The sequence below is a fragment of the Pseudomonas brassicacearum genome, assembly GCF_000585995.1.
Taxonomy (GTDB): Bacteria; Pseudomonadota; Gammaproteobacteria; order Pseudomonadales; family Pseudomonadaceae; genus Aquipseudomonas; species Aquipseudomonas brassicacearum_A.
Window position 1 is genome coordinate 6,113,915 of sequence record NZ_CP007410.1, and the last position, 20,531, is coordinate 6,134,445.

Sequence of the window (20,531 nt, forward strand, 5' to 3'; positions counted from 1 at the left end):
TTTCTCCTGTTAGTGGGCGACGGCAGCAGCGCCGTGTTCGTCGATCAGTGCGCCGTTGTGGAAACGGTCGATGGAAAACGGCGCGGCCAGTGGGTGCATTTCACCCTTGGCCAGGCTTGCAGCGAAGACGTTGCCCGAGCCCGGGGTGGCCTTGAAGCCGCCGGTGCCCCAACCGCAGTTGAAGAACATGTTCGGCACCGGAGTCTTGGAGATGATCGGGCAGGCGTCCGGCGTGGTGTCGACGATGCCGCCCCACTGGCGGTTCATGCGCACTCGCGAAAGCACCGGGAACATCTCGACGATGGCCTGGACGGTGTGTTCGATCACCGGGTAGGAGCCGCGCTGGCCGTAGCCGTTGTAGCCGTCGATACCGGCACCGATCACCAGGTCGCCCTTGTCGGACTGGCTGATGTAGCCGTGCACGGCGTTGGACATGATCACGCTGTCGATAATCGGCTTGATCGGCTCGGACACCAGCGCTTGCAGCGGGTGGGATTCGATCGGCAGGCGGAAGCCGGCGAGCTTGGCCATGTGCCCGGAGTTACCGGCGGTCACCACACCGACGCGCTTGGCGCCGATGAAGCCCTTGTTGGTTTCCACACCGATGCACACGCCGTTTTCCTTGCGGAAACCGATCACTTCGGTCTGCTGGATCAGGTCCACGCCCAAGGCATCGGCGGCCCGGGCAAAGCCCCAGGCCACGGCATCGTGACGGGCCACGCCGCCGCGACGCTGGACGGTGGCGCCCATCACCGGGTAGCGGGTGTTTTTCGAGCAATCCAGGTAAGGAATTTCGTCAGCCACTTGCTTGGCGTTGAGCAGTTCGCCGTCCACGCCGTTGAGGCGGTTGGCGCTGACTCGACGCTCGGAATCACGGATGTCCTGCAGGGTGTGGCACAGGTTGTAGACGCCACGCTGGGAGAACATCACGTTGTAGTTCAAGTCCTGGGACAGGCCTTCCCAGAGCTTCATCGCGTGTTCGTACAGGTGGGCCGATTCGTCCCACAGGTAGTTGGAGCGCACGATGGTGGTGTTGCGCGCGGTGTTACCGCCGCCCAGCCAGCCTTTCTCGACCACGGCCACGTTGGTGATGCCGTGTTCTTTAGCCAGGTAATAGGCGGTCGCCAGACCATGCCCGCCGCCGCCGACGATGACCACGTCGTAGACTTTTTTCGGTGTCGGCGTACGCCACATCCGCTGCCAGTTTTCGTGATGGCTGAGAGAGTGCTTGAAGAGGCCGAAGCCCGAATAGCGTTGCATAGTCATTACTCCAAAACCGACTCAGCGATAAACCGGGAAGTCCGCGCACAGGGCCGCTACTTGCTGGGCAACGTTGGCCTCGACATCGGCGTCGCCGAGGTTGTCGAGGATGTCGCAGATCCAGCCGGCCAGCGTGACGCACTGGGAGACCTTGAAACCGCGAGTGGTCACCGCCGGGGTGCCGATGCGCAGACCCGAAGTCACGAACGGCGATTGCGGATCGTTCGGCACAGCGTTCTTGTTCACGGTGATGTGGGCGCGGCCCAAGGCAGCATCGGCATCCTTGCCGGTCAGGCCCTGACGAATCAGGCTGACCAGGAACAGGTGGTTATCGGTGCCACCGGACACTACATCGTAGCCGCGCTTGATGAACACGCCAGCCATGGCCTGGGCGTTATCGATCACTTGCTGCTGGTAAACCTTGAAGCCTGGCTCCGCCGCTTCCTTGAAGCACACTGCCTTGCCGGCGATCACGTGCATCAGCGGGCCGCCCTGGGCGCCCGGGAATACTGCGGCGTTGAGCTTTTTCTCGATCTCTTCGTTGGCCTTGGCCAGGATCAGGCCACCACGTGGACCGCGCAGGGTTTTGTGGGTGGTGGTGGTGACCACGTCGGCGTACGGCAGCGGGTTCGGGTACAGACCGGCGGCGACCAGACCGGCCACGTGGGCCATGTCGACGAACAGCAGGGCACCGACTTTGTCGGCGATCTGACGGAAACGTGGGAAGTCGAGGGTCTTGGAGTAAGCCGAGAAACCGGCCACGATCATTTTCGGCTTGTGCTCGACCGCCAGGCGCTCAACTTCGTCGTAGTCGATCAGGCCGGTGGTGGTGTCGATGCCGTATTGCACCGCGTTATAGAGCTTGCCCGAGGACGACACTTTGGCGCCGTGGGTCAGGTGACCACCGTGGGCCAGGCTCATGCCCAGGATGGTGTCGCCGGCCTGCAGCAAGGCCAGGTACACGGCGCTGTTGGCCGAAGACCCGGAGTGCGGCTGGACGTTGGCGTAATCGGCGCCGAACAGTTGCTTGGCGCGTTCGATGGCCAGGGCTTCGACTTTGTCGACGTGCTCGCAGCCACCGTAGTAGCGCTTGCCCGGATAGCCTTCGGCGTACTTGTTGGTCAGGCCGCTGCCCTGGGCCTGCATCACGCGCTTGCTGGTGTAGTTTTCTGACGCGATCAGCTCGATGTGATCTTCCTGGCGTTGCTCTTCGGCGTTCATCGCCGCCAGCAGTGCATCGTCGTAACCTTGAATCTGATCTTGCTTGCTGAACATCGCGTCTCTCCCAGCGGCGGCGGTGCGCCTTTCGTCTCGGTGAGGCACGGACCATTCGGTCGTGCCCTTTGGATGCGATGGTATGGCCGGCGCAGGCAGGTCAAATGCCTATGGACGCCACACAAAGGTGCGTTTACGACATGCACTCAAATGGAATGGAACACCGACCCTGTGGCGAGGGAGCTTGCTCCCGCTCGACTGCGAAGCAGTCGTAAAACCGGCAAAAGCGGTGCAGCTGACAAATCACCTTCTCAGGCTTGGGCTACTTCGTAGCCCAGCGGGAGCAAGCTCCCTCGCCACAAGGGCTATGCGGCGATCTGGCGAACCGCGAGCAACAGTAGAAAATGCGCGGGATAAAGGCCATACGCCCAGCGCCGCATCGCCGGTGGCTGAAAACGACCGGCCTGTCGCAAAAGCATCAGCCCAAGCCCTGGCGCAATCAGGCAAGCCACCAACCCCCACAACGCCACCGCATCCCCCAGCCACGCCGCGCCATACAACACCCGCCATTGATTGGCCGCCACGCACACCAACCCTGGCAACAACGCGAAATACCAGGGCCGGCGCAACACCAGCAACATCGCCAGCGGCAGCAGCACGCCAAAGAAGCCGAACATCAATTGCGACGAAAACAACGCCGCCAACAGCAACGCTCCCAGCGCCAGGCCTCGCGCCTCCAAGGTCGGCGTCTGCCAGCTACGCGCCACCAACAGCCCCAGGGTCAGGGTTGGCAGTACATTCAGGGTGGCGGGGTCGGGGAAGAACAGCCGGTAGGGAATCTCGCTCACAGCGCTGAACAACAGCAGCCAGCCCAAATAACGCCACGGGCCGGCGCTGGCTCCGGTACGCCCCAGGTTCGCTGCCATTGCCAGACAGAACCACGGAAACGCCAGGCGTCCCGGTACGTACAGCCAATCGACGGAGAACCCGACATATCGCAGATGATCGAGCACCATCGCCAACAGAGCCAGCCACTTGAGCAGGTCCAGGGCCCCGTCACGGCGGCTCATGTGTACAGCGGCCCAATGGCTTTGTGAGTTTCTGACAGCAACATCCGGTGTGTTCCCCCGCTAATCTTGGGTAAAGTGCGCACCAACATCGACCACGGCGCTGCGGACCCAAGCACGCCAGACCATGGAACCCCTCACCCGGGAATTCCGCCAGGGAACTCTTTACCCAGGACTCTCTACCTCAGGAGCAAGGCCATGACCGACAAGAGTCAACAGTTTGCCAGCGACAACTATTCCGGTATTTGCCCCGAAGCCTGGGCGGCCATGGAAGAAGCCAACCAGGGCCACCAGCGTGCCTACGGTGACGACGAGTGGACCCATCGCGCGGCGGACGATTTCCGTGCCCTGTTCGAAACCGACTGCGAAGTGTTCTTCGCGTTCAATGGCACGGCGGCCAACTCCCTGGCGCTGTCCTCACTGTGCCAGAGTTACCACAGCGTGATCTGCTCGGAAACCGCCCACGTCGAAACCGACGAATGTGGCGCGCCAGAATTTTTCTCCAATGGTTCCAAGCTGTTGGTCGCACGCACTGAAAACGGCAAGCTGACCCCCGAAGCCATCCGCGAGATCGCCCTCAAGCGCCAGGACATTCATTATCCCAAGCCACGGGTCGTGACCCTGACCCAGGCCACGGAAGTCGGCAGCGTCTACACCCCGGATGAAATCCGCGCCATCAGCGTCACCTGCAAGGAATTGGGGCTGAACCTGCACATGGACGGCGCGCGGTTCTCCAATGCCTGTGCCTTCCTCGGCTGCTCCCCGGCGGACCTGACCTGGAAGGTCGGCGTGGACGTGTTGTGTTTCGGCGGTACGAAAAACGGCATGGCGGTGGGTGAAGCGATCCTGTTCTTCAATCACGACCTGGCGGTGGACTTCGACTACCGCTGCAAACAGGCCGGGCAACTAGCCTCGAAAATGCGCTTTCTCTCCGCGCCCTGGGTCGGCCTGCTGCACAACGATGCCTGGCTCAAGCACGCCCGCCACGCCAACCACTGCGCCCAATTGCTCGCGCAACTGGTGAGCGACATTCCTGGCGTGGAACTGATGTTCCCGGTCCAGGCCAACGGCGTATTCCTGCAACTCTCGGAACCGGCCATCGCCGCCCTCACTGCCCGGGGCTGGCGTTTCTACACCTTCATCGGCAAGGGCGGCGCCCGCTTCATGTGTTCGTGGGATACCGAAGAAGCGCGGGTGCGGGAATTGGCGGTGGCTATTCGGGAAGTGATGAGTCTTTAAGGCGTCTACCCAAAGCCAGGGTGGCTTTGGGAGGCTTTTGTGGCGAGGGAGCTTGCTCCCGCTGGGCTGCGCAGCAGCCCCCAGATTTCAGAAGCAACGACTGCTGCGCAGCCGAGCGGGAGCAAGCTCCCTCGCCACAGGGGGCCGCCGCTGATCAGAACTCGATCCGCACATCCCCCTTCGGCACGCTGCAGCACGACAGGATGTACCCTTCGGCCTCGTCGTCCTCGGTGATCCCGCCGTTGTGGTCCATTTCCACTTCCCCGCCCAGCTTCAATACCTTGCAGGTTCCGCAGATGCCCATGCCGCAAGCCTTGGGGATCATCATGCCGAGCTTGGCGGCGGCGGCGTGGACGGTTTCGCCCGGGCCCACGCGAATGCTTTTGCCGGAAGAGGTGAACTCCACCAGATGCAGATCGGCGGCATCGACTTGCGGTGCGTCGGCGGCCTGTTCGGCTTGTTCCACGGCGTCGGCGCGGGCTTCCGGTGGCGTGGCGCCGAAGGACTCCTCGTGATAACGCGTCATGTCGAAGCCGGCGGCTTCCAACAGACGCTTGACCGCATTCATGTACGGCGTCGGGCCGCAGCAGAATACTTCGCGCTCCAGGAAGTCCGGCGTCATCAGCTCCAGCATCTTGTGGTTCAGGTAACCGCGATAACCGGCCCAAGGCTCACCCAAACCGTGCTTTTCGCAAATCAGATGCAGGTTGAAGTTGTCGATCCGCGACGCCATGTGCTCCAGCTCGCGGTGGTAGATGATGTCCTTGGGCGAGCGGGCGCTGTGGATGAATACCATGTCGACGTTGGCGTTGGTGTCGTAGTACCAACGCGCCATGGACATCACCGGGGTGATACCGACGCCGCCGCTGAGGTAAAGCACCTTGGGGCTGGAGAAGTCGATGGCGTTGAACAACCCAACCGGCCCGTGCACCGCCAGCTCCTGGCCTTCGTGCAGGGTGTCATGCAGCCAGTTGGAAACCTTGCCCCCCGGCACGCGCTTGATGGTCACCGAGAAACTGTAGGGCACCGACGGCGAGCTGGAGATCGTGTAGGAGCGCATGATCGGCTGGCCTTCGATTTCCAGCTCGAGGGTGACAAACTGTCCTGGCTTGAAAAAGAACAGGATCGGCTGGTCAGCCATGAAGCAGAACGTGCGCACATCCCAGGTTTCCTGGATGACTTTGACGCAACGCACGATATGTCGGCCATTGGCCCAGGTCTGGGTCGTGACCGGGTTCAGGAAGTTATTGGACATGCTGATCTCCACGGCCGACTACCGGCCTTCATGATGGCGATTGTGCGCAGGCGCCTGAACGGCCATTTACCTATCTGCGACATTCACATACTTATCGCGACCAGCCCTTAACTACAGGGCCTTACGCGTCGGGAACAGATTGGGCCATGTCGCCCATGGATAAGGTTCGGCCCCTGCGCGGCCCCACACTCGCCCCAACAGACAAACAATATTTTTTGCCTTGCGTAGCACAACCGATCAGCCACTTTCGCGGCCACGTAGAGGGCCTTGAGGATAAAACGATGGACGTCACCACTACCCTGAGCCTGGGCGATCCGCTGGAACCCGCACGCAAGGCCACCGCACAGATGCTACAGGAGCGCGAGCGCACGTTCTCGCTGCCTCAGCCGTTCTACAGCGATGAGCGCCTGTTTGATATCGACATGCAGGAAATCTTCCAGAAGGAATGGTTGATCGCCGGCATGACCTGCGAAATCCCGGCCAAGGGCAACTACCTGACCCTGCAAGTCGGCAAGAACCCGATCATCGTGATTCGCGGCGCCGACGGCGTGGTGCATGCCTTCCATAACGTTTGCCGTCACCGTGGTTCGCGGTTGTGCACCAGTGAAAAGGGCAAGGTCGCCAAACTGGTTTGCCATTACCACCAGTGGACCTACGAGCTGGACGGTCGCCTGCTGTTCGCCGGCACCGAAATGGGCGCCGACTTCGACATGAAGCAATACGGCTTGAAACCCGTGAACGTGAAGACCGCCGGTGGCTACATCTTCATCAGCCTGGCGGAGAACCCGCCGGCCATTGATGACTTCCTGGCGACCTTGACCCACTACATGGAACCCTACGACATGGAAAACACCAAGGTGGCGGTGCAAACCACCTTGATGGAAAAGGCCAACTGGAAGCTGGTGCTGGAAAACAACCGCGAGTGCTACCACTGCGGCGGCGCGCACCCGGAACTGCTCAAGACCCTGCTGGAATGGGACGACGTCACCGACCCGCGCGCCGACCAGGCCTTCAAGGACCACGTGGCCGCCTCCGCCGCCGCCTGGGATGCCGAGAAGATCCCTTACGCCCACGCCAGTTTCGGCCTGCGTAACCGCATCGTGCGCATGCCGCTGCTCAAGGGCACCGTGTCGATGACCATGGACGGCAAGCAAGGCTGCGCCAAGCTGATGGGCCGCATCAAGAACCCGGACCTGGGCTCGATGCGCATCCTGCACCTGCCGCACTCGTGGAACCACTGCATGGGCGACCACATCATCGTGTTCACCGTGTGGCCGATCAGCGCCCAGGAAACCATGGTCACCACCAAGTGGATCGTGCACAAGGACGCGGTCGAAGGCGTGGACTACGACGTGGCGCGCATGCGCCAGGTCTGGGACGCCACCAACGACCAGGACCGTCGCCTGGCCGAAGAAAACCAGCGCGGCATCAATTCCACCGCCTACCAACCGGGCCCGTACTCCAAGACCTATGAGTTCGGCGTGGTGAACTTCGTGGACTGGTACAGCGAGCGCATGCTCAACAACCTGGGGGCCGAGCCAGCGCCGTACCTCAAGGGCGTTCCGGTCCAGGGCTAAAATCAAAAGCTTCGCGAGCAAGCCCGCTCCCACAGTTGACCGAGTTTCTTCAGAAAGAATGCGGTCGAATGTGGGAGCGGGCTTGCTCGCGAAGACGGTCTCCCATTCACCCGATTACTGTGAAGACCACCGCACCGACCCATCCTCCCCATAAAACGTCTCGACAATCTCCTCCCCCTTCAGCCGCACCTTCACATACCCATTCAACACCCGCTGCGGATACGCCTCGTCTCCCGCCAACTGCGTTTCCGACCACAACACCCGGGCATGCCCATTCAACTCGCTGGTAGTACCGTAGGGAATCGCCCCGTGCCCGGCGCAGCGCGCATGCAGCCCGCCTTGCGGCGCGTAGCAGATACCGTTGTGCAAATGCCCCCAATACCAATAATCCGGCTCGCGCCCCAAGGCATCGCACACCGGTTGGTAAAGCGCCGTCTTGTTGTGACCGGAAATATCAAAACCCTGGTGATGACTGAGCACCATGAGTTTCTTGCGCTTGGGCAGGGTCTTCATCCACTCGATCTGCTGGGTGTTTAGGGTACCGTCCATGTACAGGTTCATGGCATCCGAGGCGTAGGCGCTGTCGAGGCCGACCACCAGCCAGTCGTCGTTGTACAAGGCAAAGTAGCTGGTGCCCTGCTGCACCGGGAAACGCTTGGACAGTTCCTTGAAATAGCCGTGGGCACCGCTGTACATCTCGTGGTTGGAGTTAAGGGTGAACGAGCCATGCTTACCCTGAGGCCAGCCGACCATGTCGACGTCTTCCTGGGAATGGGTGCCAGCGTAATACACGTCACCCAGATGGATGGTGAAATCGGCCAGGGCCAGTTGCATCTGGTTGGCCACCGCCACCGCCGGCGCATGACTGTCGAACGGCCCGGTGCCCCAGTCGCCAGCGATAGCCAGCACCACGTCGTTGTCCATTTTCACCAACGCCGGGTTGGTAGCGAACGGCGCGTGGTGGCGCAGGTTCTCGATCCACTTGAGCAGCGCCTCGCTCCACAACAGGTCCAGCAGTTCCCATTTGCGACAACCCAGCAAGGTGCCGTCCTTGAGCACCCGGGTCGGCAACTCGTCCTCGCTTTGCGGCAGGGGCGTGGCGTTGCCGATCTTGAGGATCGACAAGCCGTGCGACAACTCCCATGGCACGGCCGGTTCGTCATCCGGCAGGTCGCCGTGGTCGATGACGTGCCGCGCCTGGTCGTGCCCCCTTTGCAGCAACTTGACGATGGCCTGGAACTCCTCGGGTTCCAGATCGTTGACGAGTTTCTTCCAGGACATCTCCAGCCGTGTGACCAACCCGTGCAGGCGGACCTTGACCTTGTCGAACTCATGTTCCCAATGGTGCAGTAATGACATGTGAACGCTCCTTCGCATTGCCCTGGGCTACAGGGTTTTCATGAATTCGATCAGGGCCCGTTTGTCGACGTCCGACAGCTGCGTGCCATACAAATGGCCGCTGTTGTGGTTGCCTTCCAGGCGGGTGTCGTATTTGAAATCTGCCGACGCCTTCATCTGCGCGCCGCTGGTGATAAAGCCAACCTTCTCCTGGTCGTAAATGTCGGAGCCGGTGTAGAACACTTGCGGCCGTTGCTCCGGCGGTTGCAGCAAATCCCACAGGGTCGGCACCGAGCCGTTGTGCAGGTACGGCGCCCGCAGCCAGACGCCGTCGGTGGGCGTGTTGCTGTAGCTTTGGGTCTTGCGGTAGGCGCCGAAGTCGAACGGTGGTTTCTTGAAGCCGTGGAACGCCGTCACCAGCCCGGTGGTGAAGGAGTTCAGGCGATGGGGGTCGGTGCCCAACTGATCGATGTTGGTGGTGACCTGGCCCGTGTCGGTGCGGCCGAAGTCATGACAACTGGCGCAGTTTTTCTCCCAGATCGGTTTGCCCTGGGCGACTTTCGCCTGATCCAGGGCGAACGGCCAGGCCGGTGCCTTGTGCCCCAGCAACCAATTGGTCACCCGGTTGAAACTCGGCGGCAGCACCGATTGCGGCGTCGCCCCCACGGCCATGGCCGCTGCGTAATTGCGCTCGTGGATCTTGTTGTTATTGCCGTCCCAATGCAGGTACATGGACTCGCGGGGTTTCTGGTTCCAGACCTGGGGTAAGTCCACGGTGCCAATGGTGGAGTCATCCGGGAAGCCGAACACCACCATTTTGGTCGGGTTGAAAGTGTCGGTCCGCCCCGGCCCCTGGGCTGGCCGCAGTTTCTGCCAGGCGTAGGCCTGCTTCTGCTTGAGCAGCGCACTCTTGGCCATCGGGATGATCAGGTAACGGTTGTACAGCTTCTCGAAAAAGCCCAGTTGGAACTTGCCATTGATCGCCGCCATCACCGCATCCGGGGTGAATTTCGGGTCGCTGGCGCAATCGTAGGCGAACCACTGGAAGGCTTGCAGTTGCAGGGTATTGGCCGGCGCGGTGGCGACCGGAACCGCTACGTCACTGGCGTTGGCCCGGTAGGAACCGGTGTGGCACAGGGCGCAGTTCGGTTCCACCGTGGGGTAGCCGAGCTGCCGCTTGGCCATGCCGATGGGCAGGTCCTTGCCGTTTTCGTAGAGAAAACCGAACACCTCGTAACCGCCCGGCTTGGGCAGTTTTTCCGGGCACATCTGCGGCAATACGGCGAACAGGTAATACGGAATCCGTGCCTCGATGCCCAGGCCGATGGCGGCGTATTTGTAATGGTCTTCATCGGAGGCGAAGTCTGGCTGTGGCACTTCGCGGATCATCTGGTACCAGGTCTGGTAGCCGATGAAACCCAGCACCAGCACAACCACCAGCATGCCGACCTTGAAGCCATGGCTGTGCCAGCGCCGCGCCCAGCCGGCACGCCATTCGCGCCAACCGGCGCAGAGCAAGGCCAGTGGACGATTGGCCACCGGGCTGCCCAGGTACAGCAGCACGCCCAGGATCAGGAACATGCTCAAGTCGCCCATCAACATGGGGATGAACAATGGGCCCTGGTTGTTGGTGTTGATCAAGTAGATCCAAAACACCACCGCCACCAACCGCGACAGCACGCACAACCACGAATGCACCACGAAACGCGGCGCGTTGAACCCCGAGGGCATGTAGAACAGGCTGATCCCCACCAGCAACATGCCGGCGTTCTCGAGCCAGGGATCGGACAACACGGGCGGCAGGCCGAGCATGGACGTCAGCAACGCCGGCGCGAACAGCGCCGGAATCGCGAAGACCATGTTCATGACAATCCCCACCCAGATGATGCGTTGGAACCAGCGGATGTAAGTGTTCATGGCATCCATTTCCTTATTCTTGAACCGGAGCAAAGCTTTTGTGGCGAGGGAGCTTGCTCCCGCTGGGTCGCGCAGCGGCCCCCAGATTTCAGGAGCGACGACTGCTTCGCAGCCGAGCGGGAGCAAGCTCCCTCGCCACGGGTCAGTTGTCCTCCTAACCGAGGGCGGTCTTCTCCAGGTGCTCAAGAATGATCGGATACACATCCACCACCGCATCCTTGCCGAACATGCAATCGATGTGGCCGTAGCCCGGCACTTCGTGGCGGCTGAACAATTGCGGGCCGTGCATATCGCACAGTCGCTCATAGGTCTTGAGGGTGCTCTGCGGCAGGTAGCATTGGTTGTCGGCGCCGCTGATGAAGCAGATCGGCAACTTCAGCCGATCGAAATGCGGCATGTAGACGTCGTTGCCCTTGAAGTCCACCAAGTGCCCCTTACGCACAATCAGCGCCAGGTGCTCGAAAGTGTGCATGTTCGATTCGCCGAACAATTCGTGCAGGTTGTCGTGCAAGGTTTCGTTGAGGGTGTCGTGGCGGTACAGCGACGCATACATGAATGTGATGCGGTGGCAGACCGGGTTGGTGCAGTAGCCCTGGGCCTCGATCCGGGCATAACCGTTGAGGGCCTTGTCGTAGAGTTTGTTGAACCAGTTTTCCTTGGTGTCGGCGTAAGCCGTGAGGGACTTGATGCCAATGGCGTCGAGCATGCCCGGCAAGTGCAGCCCGGCTTTCAAACCGGTAGCGGTGGCCACCACCGTGTCGGCGGCGATCTGTGAACAGACCACCGAGCGCACCCCTTGCAACCCCGCCAGCATCGACATGAAGAAGGTCGTCGCGCCATAACAATGCACCACGCACTGCACGTCACGGGCCAGGGTCGCTAGCTGGATCTGCTCGATAGCCGCCTTGAAATCGTACTGGGCCACCTGGTCGCCGTTCCATTCGTGCTTGCTGGCCGGCAACAGGATGCTCACCCGCAAGTCCAGGAGCCAGACGTCGTACTCGTGCTTGCACAGGTACTCCAGCAAGTTGGTATGGATGGTGTCGGTGGAGAAAATATTCGAGCCCACGCCCAGGCCATGCACCAGCATCACCGGGCCCTTGCTGCCGGCCTGGTAACGGGTCAGGCGCAGCTCGACGTTGTCTTCGGTCGGGAAGAAATGCACGGTCGGCGCCGGGGCATCCAGCGGTCGTTTGAGACGGGGCGGGGCGTCCGGGTTGAAGTAGATATCGCCGGCGAAGACCCCGCCATAGCTCTCCCACAAGATGCCGGCGAAGAACTTGCCGAACCGCGCCAGCGCCTCCACGCGCTCGCGCTCGTTGCGGGCGTTGAGCACTTTCATGGTGGTCATCTGCTTGGCGAAGTCAGCCGGCAGAATGTGCATCACCCCCGAGCCGATCACCTCGCCGGTCTTGTCCGGTCCGCGATACAGCGTGACATACAACGTGCTGGTGTCGTGCCAGATGTTCAGCACGCCGTCGTCCTCGGGCACGGTCTTGAAGGCGCTGAAGTAGTAATCGCTGCCGTCCTCGGCAGTCAGCTTCATGTCGTAGTTCATGTGCCGCACGCCGACCTGTTCCTGGTATTGCTCGAACAGGTTGAACACGCCATTGCTGGCGACCAGTGGTTTAGGCGAGAGCAGCGGCGCATCCAGGGTGCCCACCAGGGTCGCGGCGTGTTCCGGTTCCTTGATCAGCCGATTGAGGTCGGCGGCGGTGATGGTCAGGGTGAACTCGATGGACGAGTTGTCGGCCTTGCCGCGCTTGGCCGCCGCTTCGTACAGGGTCAGATCGGTGCCCTGGGCCTGGGTGAAGGCGCTGGAAAAGTAGCCCTTCATGGTTTCGGTGAACTGCACGCCGAGGGTCGGCGGCGCCACGGGTTTGCGTGGGGCCGAGGGCAGCGTGTAGTCGATGATCCAGCCCCAGTCAGCCGCCAGCAGACCCATGTTGCGCTCGCTCACCGCCGAGATGGTCAGCAGCGGGTTGACCGCCAGGGAGGTGGGGATCACCGCACCGTCGGTCACGTAGAGGCCGGGGTAGACATCCGTGCCGCTGGCGCCGCTGAACACCTGGCCCTTATGGTTGACCACGCCTTGCGTCGCATCTTCACCCATCACGCAACCGCCCAACGGATGGACCGACACGATGCTGTGCTTGAGCAGCTTGGTCCAGATCGGGTTCTCGACCCAGATCCCACCGAGCGCCTTGGTGCTCTGGTGCAAGCGCTCATTGCCGAGGGTGACGTTTTCCTGCTCGCCAACGCCGGGCCAATCGATGCGCAACTGGTCCTTGTTGTCGAGCACCATGCGGCCTTTGCCGTTGTCGTGACTCATGATCAGGTAGGTCTGCATGTTATGCAGCGCGCCGTAATACGGGCCACGCAGGAAACTCTCGGCTTCCCGGCCTTTGTATTTGAGGCTGGCCCCGAACCCCGTGTCGGTGGGCACCCCGATCATCTCGGCGAACGCGGCCATGCTCGGCACCATGGGCCGGCCAAGGGCGCCGGGGATCGAGCCCTCCTCGATGACCATGCGGCTGCGCCAGTCGCCTTCGGTGCGCATGTCGATGATCGAGGTGATGCACGGGCCCACCGGCTCCAGCTCCTTGGCCGAATGGGCGCCGAAGCCAATGCCGTTGATGGTCTGGTCGCAGTTGTGGCCGAAGCCGAGGATGTCGCCGTTGCCGCTCATGTTCTCGCCCAACTGGGCGGACATCGACAGGCCTTTGTCCCGGGACCGCAACATGATCTCGGTGGAACCCAGGGTCCCGGCGGACACCACCACGATGTCGGCACGCACGAACAGGGTCGGCGCCGAGAACAGCTCGCGGCCACTGCCCAGGTACTGGAAGTGCACGATCCAGCCATTGCCGTCGCGCTCCAGGTGCCTGACTTCGGCCTGGCAGAAAATCTCCGCGCCGTGGTTCCAGGCATCTGGCAGGTAATTCATCAACGTGGTGTTCTTCGCCTTGTTGTTACACCCCGAGACGCAATCGCCACAACCGTTGCACGGCAATTGCTCGACGCCGACGTGGTTGAGGTTGTTGGGCAGTTTGTCGAAGGTCACATTGATGGGCGGCTTGTAGAAATGCGCGTCCTGCTTGAGGTAACTCGCCGATTTGCGGTTGGCGTCGAGCTTGGGCAGCTTCGGCGACGAATCCGGATAAGGATTGGGCTTGAGCATCTCCCGGGCCCGCGCATAGCCCTCCTTGAGCAGCGTGTCGCGGTGTTCACGCACCGCCAGCGGCCAGCGCGGATCATCGAACACACCGGGCTCCGGCTCGAGGGAAACGTTGGCATTGATCAGCGATGTGCCGCCCAGGCCGCAACCGACCACCACGTTCTGCTGGGCGTTGACGTGCAGGTCGAACAGCCCGGTACGCGAACCGATGTGGCCGTCCGGGTCGTGCACCTGCAGTTCCTCGGTGGCGGCGAGCATGGTGTTGGGGTATTCGCCGGGCTGGATCTCCCGGCCACGCTCCAGCAGGCACACTTTGCGTCCGGCCCGGGACAGGCGCGAAGCAGCGATACCGCCGCCATAGCCCGAGCCGATAACGATCACGTCGTAATGCTCCTGGATGTCACTGATGGGGGTCGAGATCCGTGTCATGTTCAAGTCCTCTCAAGGCAGATGGGGCAACTCTGCGGTTGCCTGCAAATCAGGCGCACGAACGCCTGGCCACTATCCCGTACGGGTTCGAGCGGCAGTCAGCGGTGTTACGGGGGAACGCGGGGACCTACTGGGGCGCTATAGCCGCGCACGCTGGTTGACGGCGCGACGACGGGGGCGTTTGGGCAACGAGGTGGGACGCGTCGGGACGCACGTCACAGGAGAAAACAAATACGAGCGAGGGGGCTGGCTATCCATCATGCGTTCTCCCTGAACCTGATGTGGATACAGTTGCGGTGTCCTTGTGCCATGAGTGAAGACAGACGACCGATCCGCGTCAAGGCAGTTCCTTAGAACTGTATGAAATTTGATCTATCGCGTTTTCGACTATACCCGCCGTGGCTTGCAGCCGTTCGCAAACAACTTATCCACATGACCACCCACAGCAAATGGGGACAAGTACGTCGCGAACGGAATTTTTCTGACGAGAAAGCGAATAAAAACCGTGACTTATGGACAATGACGGTTTTCATGGCAGATAGATCAATTATTGATCAGAGGCTTGAAAGCCTTGCTAGGCCTGACGTGTGGAGGAGAGCGAACACCTTATCCACAGAAGCGCCAACAGTGTTTGGGGGTAATTTTGACGATTCTGTGGAAAACCGCTTCAACGCTCGGTAAATCTGGATTTTGAAGGGGTTTCTTGGATAAAAATGGCGATTTGATCGTTTATTGATCAACCCCATGGAAGCCCCGCCTCGTATGGCTTGTAGAGGATAGCGAACATCTTATCCACAGAAGCGCCAACAGAGATTGGGGGCAAGTATTGTGATGCGCCTCAGCTTACTCACATACAAAACCCAGTAAAAACCGTAGGTTAGCCTGGTTGTTTTTTGAGCGCTGCCTTGGAGAGCCCGGTTGGCATGGTGTACCGCGAGGGGCGAACAGGTTATCCACAGAGGCGCGCACAGGGATTGTGGGTAACCCCCATACCCACCTGTGGGAGCGGGCTTGCTCGCGAATGCATTTTGTCAGTCTCATTTGGACCGGCTGACCCACCGCTTTCGCGAGCAAGCCCGCTCCCACAGGGATTCGGGCCAACCTGTGCCTCGCACAAGGGTTGCCGCCGTGCCGGTTTAAGGCCGATGCATGAGATACGCTTCCCCCGTCACCCGAATCATCGGATGCGGAACAACCTCGCAGGTCTTGACGATGCTGAAGCCATGGCGCTCGTAAAAGCGCCGGGCGCCGGTGTTCGCGGCATAGTCGATCAGGCTCAGGCCCTTGAGCTGCAACTGATCGGCACGCTGCTGGGCCCGCTCGAGAAAGCGCACGCCCAACCCCTTGTTACGCCAACCCTCATGGAGGGCCAGGCTCGAGATATAGAGGGTGTCGGGCACTTCCATGTCGGCGTAGGGCGCCAGGACCGGGTCTGTCACTGGGGCCGCCTGTGGATCATGATGCGTCACATAAGCGTGCATCATGCCGATGACCTGTCCGTTGGCCTGGGCAACAAGGCAGTTCTGGTAGGAGAAATCGACGTCTTCCCGGGCATAACGCGCGGCGCCCACCTCAAGAAGGTCCTGGCCTGGCTCCGCCAGCTGGCTCCAGATGTAATCCGATGCGCCCTCCGAGGAGATCCGGAACAAACGAGCAATCTCGCGGGTATCCGTGGGCAAGGCCGGACGAATGTCTACTTCCATTGATGTGGCTCCATTGGCTATAAAACCGCCTTTTTTTACGCACAGGTTCGAGGCGCAGCAACAGGCCCGGCCAGCGGTTTTATGGCCGAATGTTGCAGCATGTCAGACGGGTGTTTTTTGAGTGCAGGCCTGAGCGGCCTGGTGTGCGGCAGGAGCCGAACAGGTTATCCACAGAGGCGCACGCAGGCATTGTGGGTAAACACATGCCTCCTGTGGGAGCGAGCTTGCTCGCGATAGCGGCGGATCAGTAGCATTGATGTTGCTGACACGCCGCCATCGCGAGCAAGCTCGCTCCCACAGGGGATTTAGGTGTTCCCAGGCTTTTAGCGAACAACCCCTTCCTCAATCAACAACTTGAGAATCGCCTCGGCCCCAGCCTCCGGGCTCACGCCCTTGAGCACCTGGCCGCCTCCGCCGCTGGCCTTGGCCGTGGCGGCTTTCATACGGTCGGCACCGCTCTTGGCCTTGATCACTTTCAAGCGTTTGGGCCGTGGCTTGGCCGGTTGCAGGGTCGCCACCGCCAGCAAGGTGTCGTCGATCACCTCCACCTCTTCGGCGTGCAACGCCCCGCGCCGGGCCGGGCCGAAGGCGCTTTGCCGAGGCTTGGGCGCGGCGTTATCCACAGTGGCCAAGAACGGCAGACGCACTTTCAGGCGACGCCGTTGACCACGGGGCAAGGCTTGCAGCACCAGGGCCACGCCGTTGTCGATGGATTCGACCTGGGCCAGCCCCACCACCAGCGGCCAGCCGAGGTTTTCCGCCAGCAGGAAGGGGAGCATTCCCGAACCCTCACCGGTTTCCGCCTGGCTACCGGTGAGCACCACTTGGGCGCCGACGTCACGCAGGTAATCGGTCAGGGCCGGCAGCGCATCGGCGCCGATGGGGTTTTCCAGCACGTGCAGTTCATCCAGGCCCATGCCCAAATAAGCGCGCAAGGCCGGTTCGGCGACGTCGCCTGCGTGCAGCACCTGCAGGTCGTTGCCGGCCAGTTGCAGGCCCAGCTCCACGGCGCGGGCGTCCTGCTCGGCACGCCGAGGCCGACCCGAGGTCGGGTGGGCACCGATGGACACCAGGCTGATCACTTGAGTACTCATGGTTGAATCCTTTTAAGCCGCATCGCGCTTGGCTTCGTTGCGGTAAGCCTCTACCGCCGCGATCAAGGCTTGGAGAATCGCCGCACTGTCACCGATCACCGACAGGTCTGCCCGTTTGATCATGTCGCAGCCCGGGTCGAGATTGATCGCCACCACCTTGTCGCAGGCACCGATGCCTTGCAGGTGCTGGATCGCCCCGGAAATCCCCACGGCCACGTAGACCCGCGCCGTGACCCAGGTGCCGGACGCGCCGACCTGACGGTCGCGAGCCATGAAACCATCGTCCACCGCCACCCGCGAAGCGCCCTCGGTGGCGCCCAGGGCCGCAGCGGTCTGGTGGAACAGCGCCCAATCCTTGACCCCGTTGCCGCCGGAGAAAATAAACTCGGCTTCGGCCATCGGGATCGCCCCCGGGTCCACCGCCACCGCGCCCAGGTCTTCGATACGCGACAAACTGCGCGCCACGCTTGTGGATAACTCCACCGGCAGGGCTTCGTGACGGGCTTCACTGACCGGCTCGGCGCATTCGGCCGCCGCCAGGATCAAGCGCGCCAATGGCCGGGCCAGGTCTTGCAGGCCTGCACCGGCGCGGCCAATGCATTCCTCGCCCTTGACCTGCCAGACCCGCGTCGCCGGACGTTCGCCCAGTGCCGCCGCCAAGCGCCGGCCCAGTTCGCCACCACCGGTGCGGCTGTCGGGCAGCAACCAATGGCGAGGGTTGAATTGGTTATCCACAGCCCGCAGGCCCTGAACCCGTTGCTCCGGTGCATAACCGCTGAAGCCCTCACCTTCCAATACCAGCAAACGGTCGACACCGGCCGTGGCGAAGGCGTTTTCCTTGTGCTCGCCGAATACCACGGCCAGCACCGCGCCGTCCGTACCTGCAAGCTGATGGGCCAGGCCCAACAGATCGCGGTCGTGGCTGCTGAGGCGACCACCGACCATGTCCGGCACCACGCTGATGTAGAACGCCGGTTGCGGCACCTGATGCAGCGGCAATTGCACTTCAGCGGCGGCGGTGCGCTTGCTCGCGCCACCCTGCTGGGCGCCGCTGCGGTCGATACGCTTGATGCCGTTGGGGCCGATGAAACCCACGCCGTGGACATTCTTGCGCAAGACACCGTTAGGCCCCATCCAGCTGTGCTGGACCGGTTGCATGGCCGCGTGCAGCGGGTGCAGGCGGTTACGGGCGATCCACTCGGCGCGAGGGTCGCGGCGGATGATGTCGCTCATTAATGCACCTCCGCAGGTTCACGTTTGGCCGGGGTCACTGGCTTGCTTGGGGTCGCGTCTTCGAGCAGCGCGTCGGCCACCAGTTCGGCGATGTCCTTGATCATTGGCCGAGGCTCGACCACGCCCTCAAGCATCGCAGTACATTGTGGACAGCCCACGGCCACCAGCTCGGCGCCGGTTTCGCGGATGTCTTCCATGCGCATGTCCGGAATGCGCTGCTTGCCCGGGATGTCGGTGATCGGCGCGCCGCCACCACCGCCGCAGCAACGCGAACGGAAACCGGAGCGCTGCATCTCCTTGACCTCGATGCCCAGCGCACGCAGCACTTGGCGCGGTGCCTCGTATTCGCCGTTGTAGCGACCCAGGTAGCACGGGTCGTGATACGTCACGCTGTCGCCCTTGTGCTGGCCAAGGTTCAGGGCGCCGGCGTCGATGATTTCCGCCAGGTAGGTGCTGTGGTGCTGCACCAGGTAGTTGCCATCGAAGGCGCCGTATTCGTTTTTCAGCACGTGGAAGCTGTGGGGGTCGCAGGTGACGATGCGGTTGAAGCTGTATTTGGCCAGGGTCTGGATGTTGCGTTTGGCCAACAGCTGGAACGTCGCTTCGTCGCCCAGGCGCCGGGCCACGTCACCGCTGTCGCGCTCTTCGAGACCGAGCACGGCGAAGTCGACTTTCGCCGCCTTGAGCACTTTGACGAAAGCCCGCAGGGTGCGCTGGTTGCGCATGTCAAAGGCACCGTCGCCGACCCAGAACAGCACGTCGGCGGATTTCTTCTCGCTGAGCAGGTTCAGGTTCAGATCCGCCGCCCAGTTCATCCGCCCACCCGGGGCAAAGCCACCAGGGTTGTCGGTGGCGATGAGGTTTTCCAGGACCTCGGCACCTTTGTTTGGCGTGGCGCCTTTTTCCAGGGTCAGGTGACGACGCATGTCGACGATGGCATCGACGTGCTCGATCATCATCGGGCATTCCTCGACGCACGCGCGGCAGGTGGTGCAAGACCACAGGGTCTCGGCGTCTACCAGGCCGTTGACGATCGGCTGATGGGGATTGCCAGCATGCTCGCCCACAGGTTTACCCGGGTATGGGCTGCCAGCGAATTTCGCATCGGTGCCGCCGGCCAGGCCGACGACCATGTCCTGGATAAGTTTTTTCGGGTTCAGCGGCTGGCCGGCGGCAAAGGCCGGGCAGGCCGCTTCACACTTGCCGCACTGCACGCAGGCGTCGAAGCCCAGCAGTTGGTTCCAGGTGAAGTCCTTGGGTTTCTCCACGCCCAGTGGCGCGGCGGGATCGTTCAGGTCCAACGGCTTGAGCCCGGTGGAACGGCCGCCGCCAAAGCGCTCGGCACGACGGTGCCAGGCCAGGTGCAGGGCACCGGCGAAGGCGTGCTTCATCGGTCCGCCCCAGGTCATGCCGAAGAACAATTCCGACACGCCCCACAACACACCGACACCCAGGACCGCTGCCACCAGCCAACCGCCGAAGTTCTCCGGCAGGATGCCCGCCACCGGCAGGGTCACCAGGAAGAACGACGCCGAAAACGCCAGCAGGCTTTTTGGCAGGCGCATCCACGGGCCCTTGGACAAACGGGCAGGCGGATTGCGCCGACGCAGGTAGACGAAGATCGCACCGACAAACATCACGGCCGACATCAACAGCAAGGCGTAGCCGAGGAAGCGGTTATGCAGGCCAAACCCGTGGACCAGGATCGCCAGCACCACCGACGCCACCGCACCACCGGCCGTGGCGACGTGGGTGTTGGCAATGTATTTGTCCCGCGCCACTACGTGGTGCAAATCCACCATGTAGCGCTTGGGCATGGCGAAGAGACCGCCGATCAGGTCGACCTTGGACGGTCGCCCCCGGCGCCACATATTCACCCGCCGCAAGGCGCCAAGGACCGCAAGGCCCAGGGCTGCGAACAGCAGGATTGGAAGAAGGGTGTTCAGCATAGGTGTTGCTCCCAAAGACGCAGGATCATGTGCGCGCCAGTGAGAGCGACGCACCTACTTGTGGCGAGGGAGCTTGC

The 20,531-nt window shown here is 62.0% G+C and carries 13 protein-coding genes; 2 read left to right on the top strand and 11 right to left on the bottom strand.

The annotated features are described in order from the left end of the window. Positions 1-9: 9 nt before the first annotated feature. The 3 genes from CD58_RS26345 to CD58_RS26355 form a co-directional block, all read right to left on the bottom strand. A complete protein-coding gene (locus CD58_RS26345) occupies positions 10-1,260 on the bottom strand; it encodes a sarcosine oxidase subunit beta (protein WP_003177603.1) in 1,251 nt (416 codons plus the stop codon). A 21-nt stretch (positions 1,261-1,281) separates the two neighbouring features. Further along, positions 1,282-2,535, bottom strand: a complete 1,254-nt coding sequence (gene glyA, locus CD58_RS26350) for a serine hydroxymethyltransferase (protein WP_025215864.1) — start codon at positions 2,533-2,535, stop codon at positions 1,282-1,284. 305 nt (positions 2,536-2,840) lie between these two features. Next, positions 2,841-3,545 (bottom strand): TraX family protein, encoded by a 705-nt coding sequence (locus CD58_RS26355; RefSeq protein ID WP_025215865.1) that lies wholly within the window; start codon positions 3,543-3,545, stop codon positions 2,841-2,843. 195 nt (positions 3,546-3,740) lie between these two features. On the opposite strand from CD58_RS26355, the gene CD58_RS26360 reads away from it, so the two are divergent. Further along, positions 3,741-4,781 (top strand): threonine aldolase family protein, encoded by a 1,041-nt coding sequence (locus CD58_RS26360; RefSeq protein ID WP_025215866.1) that lies wholly within the window; start codon positions 3,741-3,743, stop codon positions 4,779-4,781. A 154-nt stretch (positions 4,782-4,935) separates the two neighbouring features. Here the strand turns inward: CD58_RS26360 and gbcB are convergent, their stop codons facing one another. Then, on the bottom strand, positions 4,936-6,036 hold the full coding sequence (gbcB, locus tag CD58_RS26365; RefSeq protein WP_025215867.1) for a glycine-betaine demethylase subunit GbcB: 1,101 nt from the start codon (positions 6,034-6,036) through the stop codon (positions 4,936-4,938). Positions 6,037-6,317: 281 nt separating this feature from the next. Here gbcB and gbcA point away from each other — a divergent pair, with 281 nt between their 5' ends. Beyond that, positions 6,318-7,613: a glycine-betaine demethylase subunit GbcA gene (gene gbcA, locus CD58_RS26370; RefSeq protein ID WP_025215868.1), complete on the top strand. Its 1,296-nt coding sequence runs from the start codon at positions 6,318-6,320 to the stop codon at positions 7,611-7,613. Positions 7,614-7,727: 114 nt separating this feature from the next. Here gbcA and CD58_RS26375 read toward each other — a convergent pair whose 3' ends face one another. The 7 genes from CD58_RS26375 to dgcB form a co-directional block, all read right to left on the bottom strand. Next, positions 7,728-8,972, bottom strand: coding sequence for a metallophosphoesterase (locus CD58_RS26375; RefSeq protein WP_025215869.1), 1,245 nt, complete (start codon positions 8,970-8,972; stop codon positions 7,728-7,730). A gap of 27 nt (positions 8,973-8,999) precedes the next feature. Beyond that, entirely contained in the window at positions 9,000-10,868 is a 1,869-nt protein-coding gene (locus tag CD58_RS26380) for a c-type cytochrome (RefSeq protein ID WP_025215870.1), read from the bottom strand. 154 nt (positions 10,869-11,022) lie between these two features. Further along, positions 11,023-14,475: a GMC oxidoreductase gene (locus CD58_RS26385; RefSeq protein WP_025215871.1), complete on the bottom strand. Its 3,453-nt coding sequence runs from the start codon at positions 14,473-14,475 to the stop codon at positions 11,023-11,025. 1,136 nt (positions 14,476-15,611) lie between these two features. Then, positions 15,612-16,178 carry a GNAT family N-acetyltransferase gene (locus tag CD58_RS26390; protein WP_025215872.1) on the bottom strand — a complete coding sequence of 189 codons (567 nt, stop codon included), beginning with the start codon at positions 16,176-16,178 and terminating at the stop codon, positions 15,612-15,614. Between the two features lie 323 nt (positions 16,179-16,501). Next, entirely contained in the window at positions 16,502-17,272 is a 771-nt protein-coding gene (locus tag CD58_RS26395; protein WP_025215873.1) for an electron transfer flavoprotein subunit beta, read from the bottom strand. Positions 17,273-17,284: 12 nt separating this feature from the next. After that, positions 17,285-18,505: an electron transfer flavoprotein subunit alpha/FixB family protein gene (locus tag CD58_RS26400; protein WP_025215874.1), complete on the bottom strand. Its 1,221-nt coding sequence runs from the start codon at positions 18,503-18,505 to the stop codon at positions 17,285-17,287. After that, positions 18,505-20,454 carry a dimethylglycine demethylation protein DgcB gene (gene dgcB / locus CD58_RS26405; RefSeq protein ID WP_025215875.1) on the bottom strand — a complete coding sequence of 650 codons (1,950 nt, stop codon included), beginning with the start codon at positions 20,452-20,454 and terminating at the stop codon, positions 18,505-18,507. Before dgcB ends, CD58_RS26400 begins: the two co-directional genes overlap by 1 nt. Positions 20,455-20,531: the final 77 nt, after the last annotated feature.

Bases quoted from the DNA above. Each gene is read 5' to 3' on its own strand.
- CD58_RS26375 (WP_025215869.1), bottom strand. From the start codon at position 8,972: ATGTCATTACTGCACCATTGGGAACATGAGTTCGACAAGGTCAAGGTC.
- CD58_RS26345 (WP_003177603.1), bottom strand. From the start codon at position 1,260: ATGCAACGCTATTCGGGCTTCGGCCTCTTCAAGCACTCTCTCAGCCAT.
- dgcB (WP_025215875.1), bottom strand. From the start codon at position 20,454: ATGCTGAACACCCTTCTTCCAATCCTGCTGTTCGCAGCCCTGGGCCTT.
- gbcB (WP_025215867.1), bottom strand. From the start codon at position 6,036: ATGTCCAATAACTTCCTGAACCCGGTCACGACCCAGACCTGGGCCAAT.
- CD58_RS26385 (WP_025215871.1), bottom strand. From the start codon at position 14,475: ATGACACGGATCTCGACCCCCATCAGTGACATCCAGGAGCATTACGAC.
- CD58_RS26355 (WP_025215865.1), bottom strand. From the start codon at position 3,545: ATGAGCCGCCGTGACGGGGCCCTGGACCTGCTCAAGTGGCTGGCTCTG.
- CD58_RS26390 (WP_025215872.1), bottom strand. From the start codon at position 16,178: ATGGAAGTAGACATTCGTCCGGCCTTGCCCACGGATACCCGCGAGATT.
- glyA (WP_025215864.1), bottom strand. From the start codon at position 2,535: ATGTTCAGCAAGCAAGATCAGATTCAAGGTTACGACGATGCACTGCTG.
- CD58_RS26400 (WP_025215874.1), bottom strand. From the start codon at position 18,505: ATGAGCGACATCATCCGCCGCGACCCTCGCGCCGAGTGGATCGCCCGT.
- CD58_RS26360 (WP_025215866.1), top strand. From the start codon at position 3,741: ATGACCGACAAGAGTCAACAGTTTGCCAGCGACAACTATTCCGGTATT.
- CD58_RS26380 (WP_025215870.1), bottom strand. From the start codon at position 10,868: ATGAACACTTACATCCGCTGGTTCCAACGCATCATCTGGGTGGGGATT.
- gbcA (WP_025215868.1), top strand. From the start codon at position 6,318: ATGGACGTCACCACTACCCTGAGCCTGGGCGATCCGCTGGAACCCGCA.
- CD58_RS26395 (WP_025215873.1), bottom strand. From the start codon at position 17,272: ATGAGTACTCAAGTGATCAGCCTGGTGTCCATCGGTGCCCACCCGACC.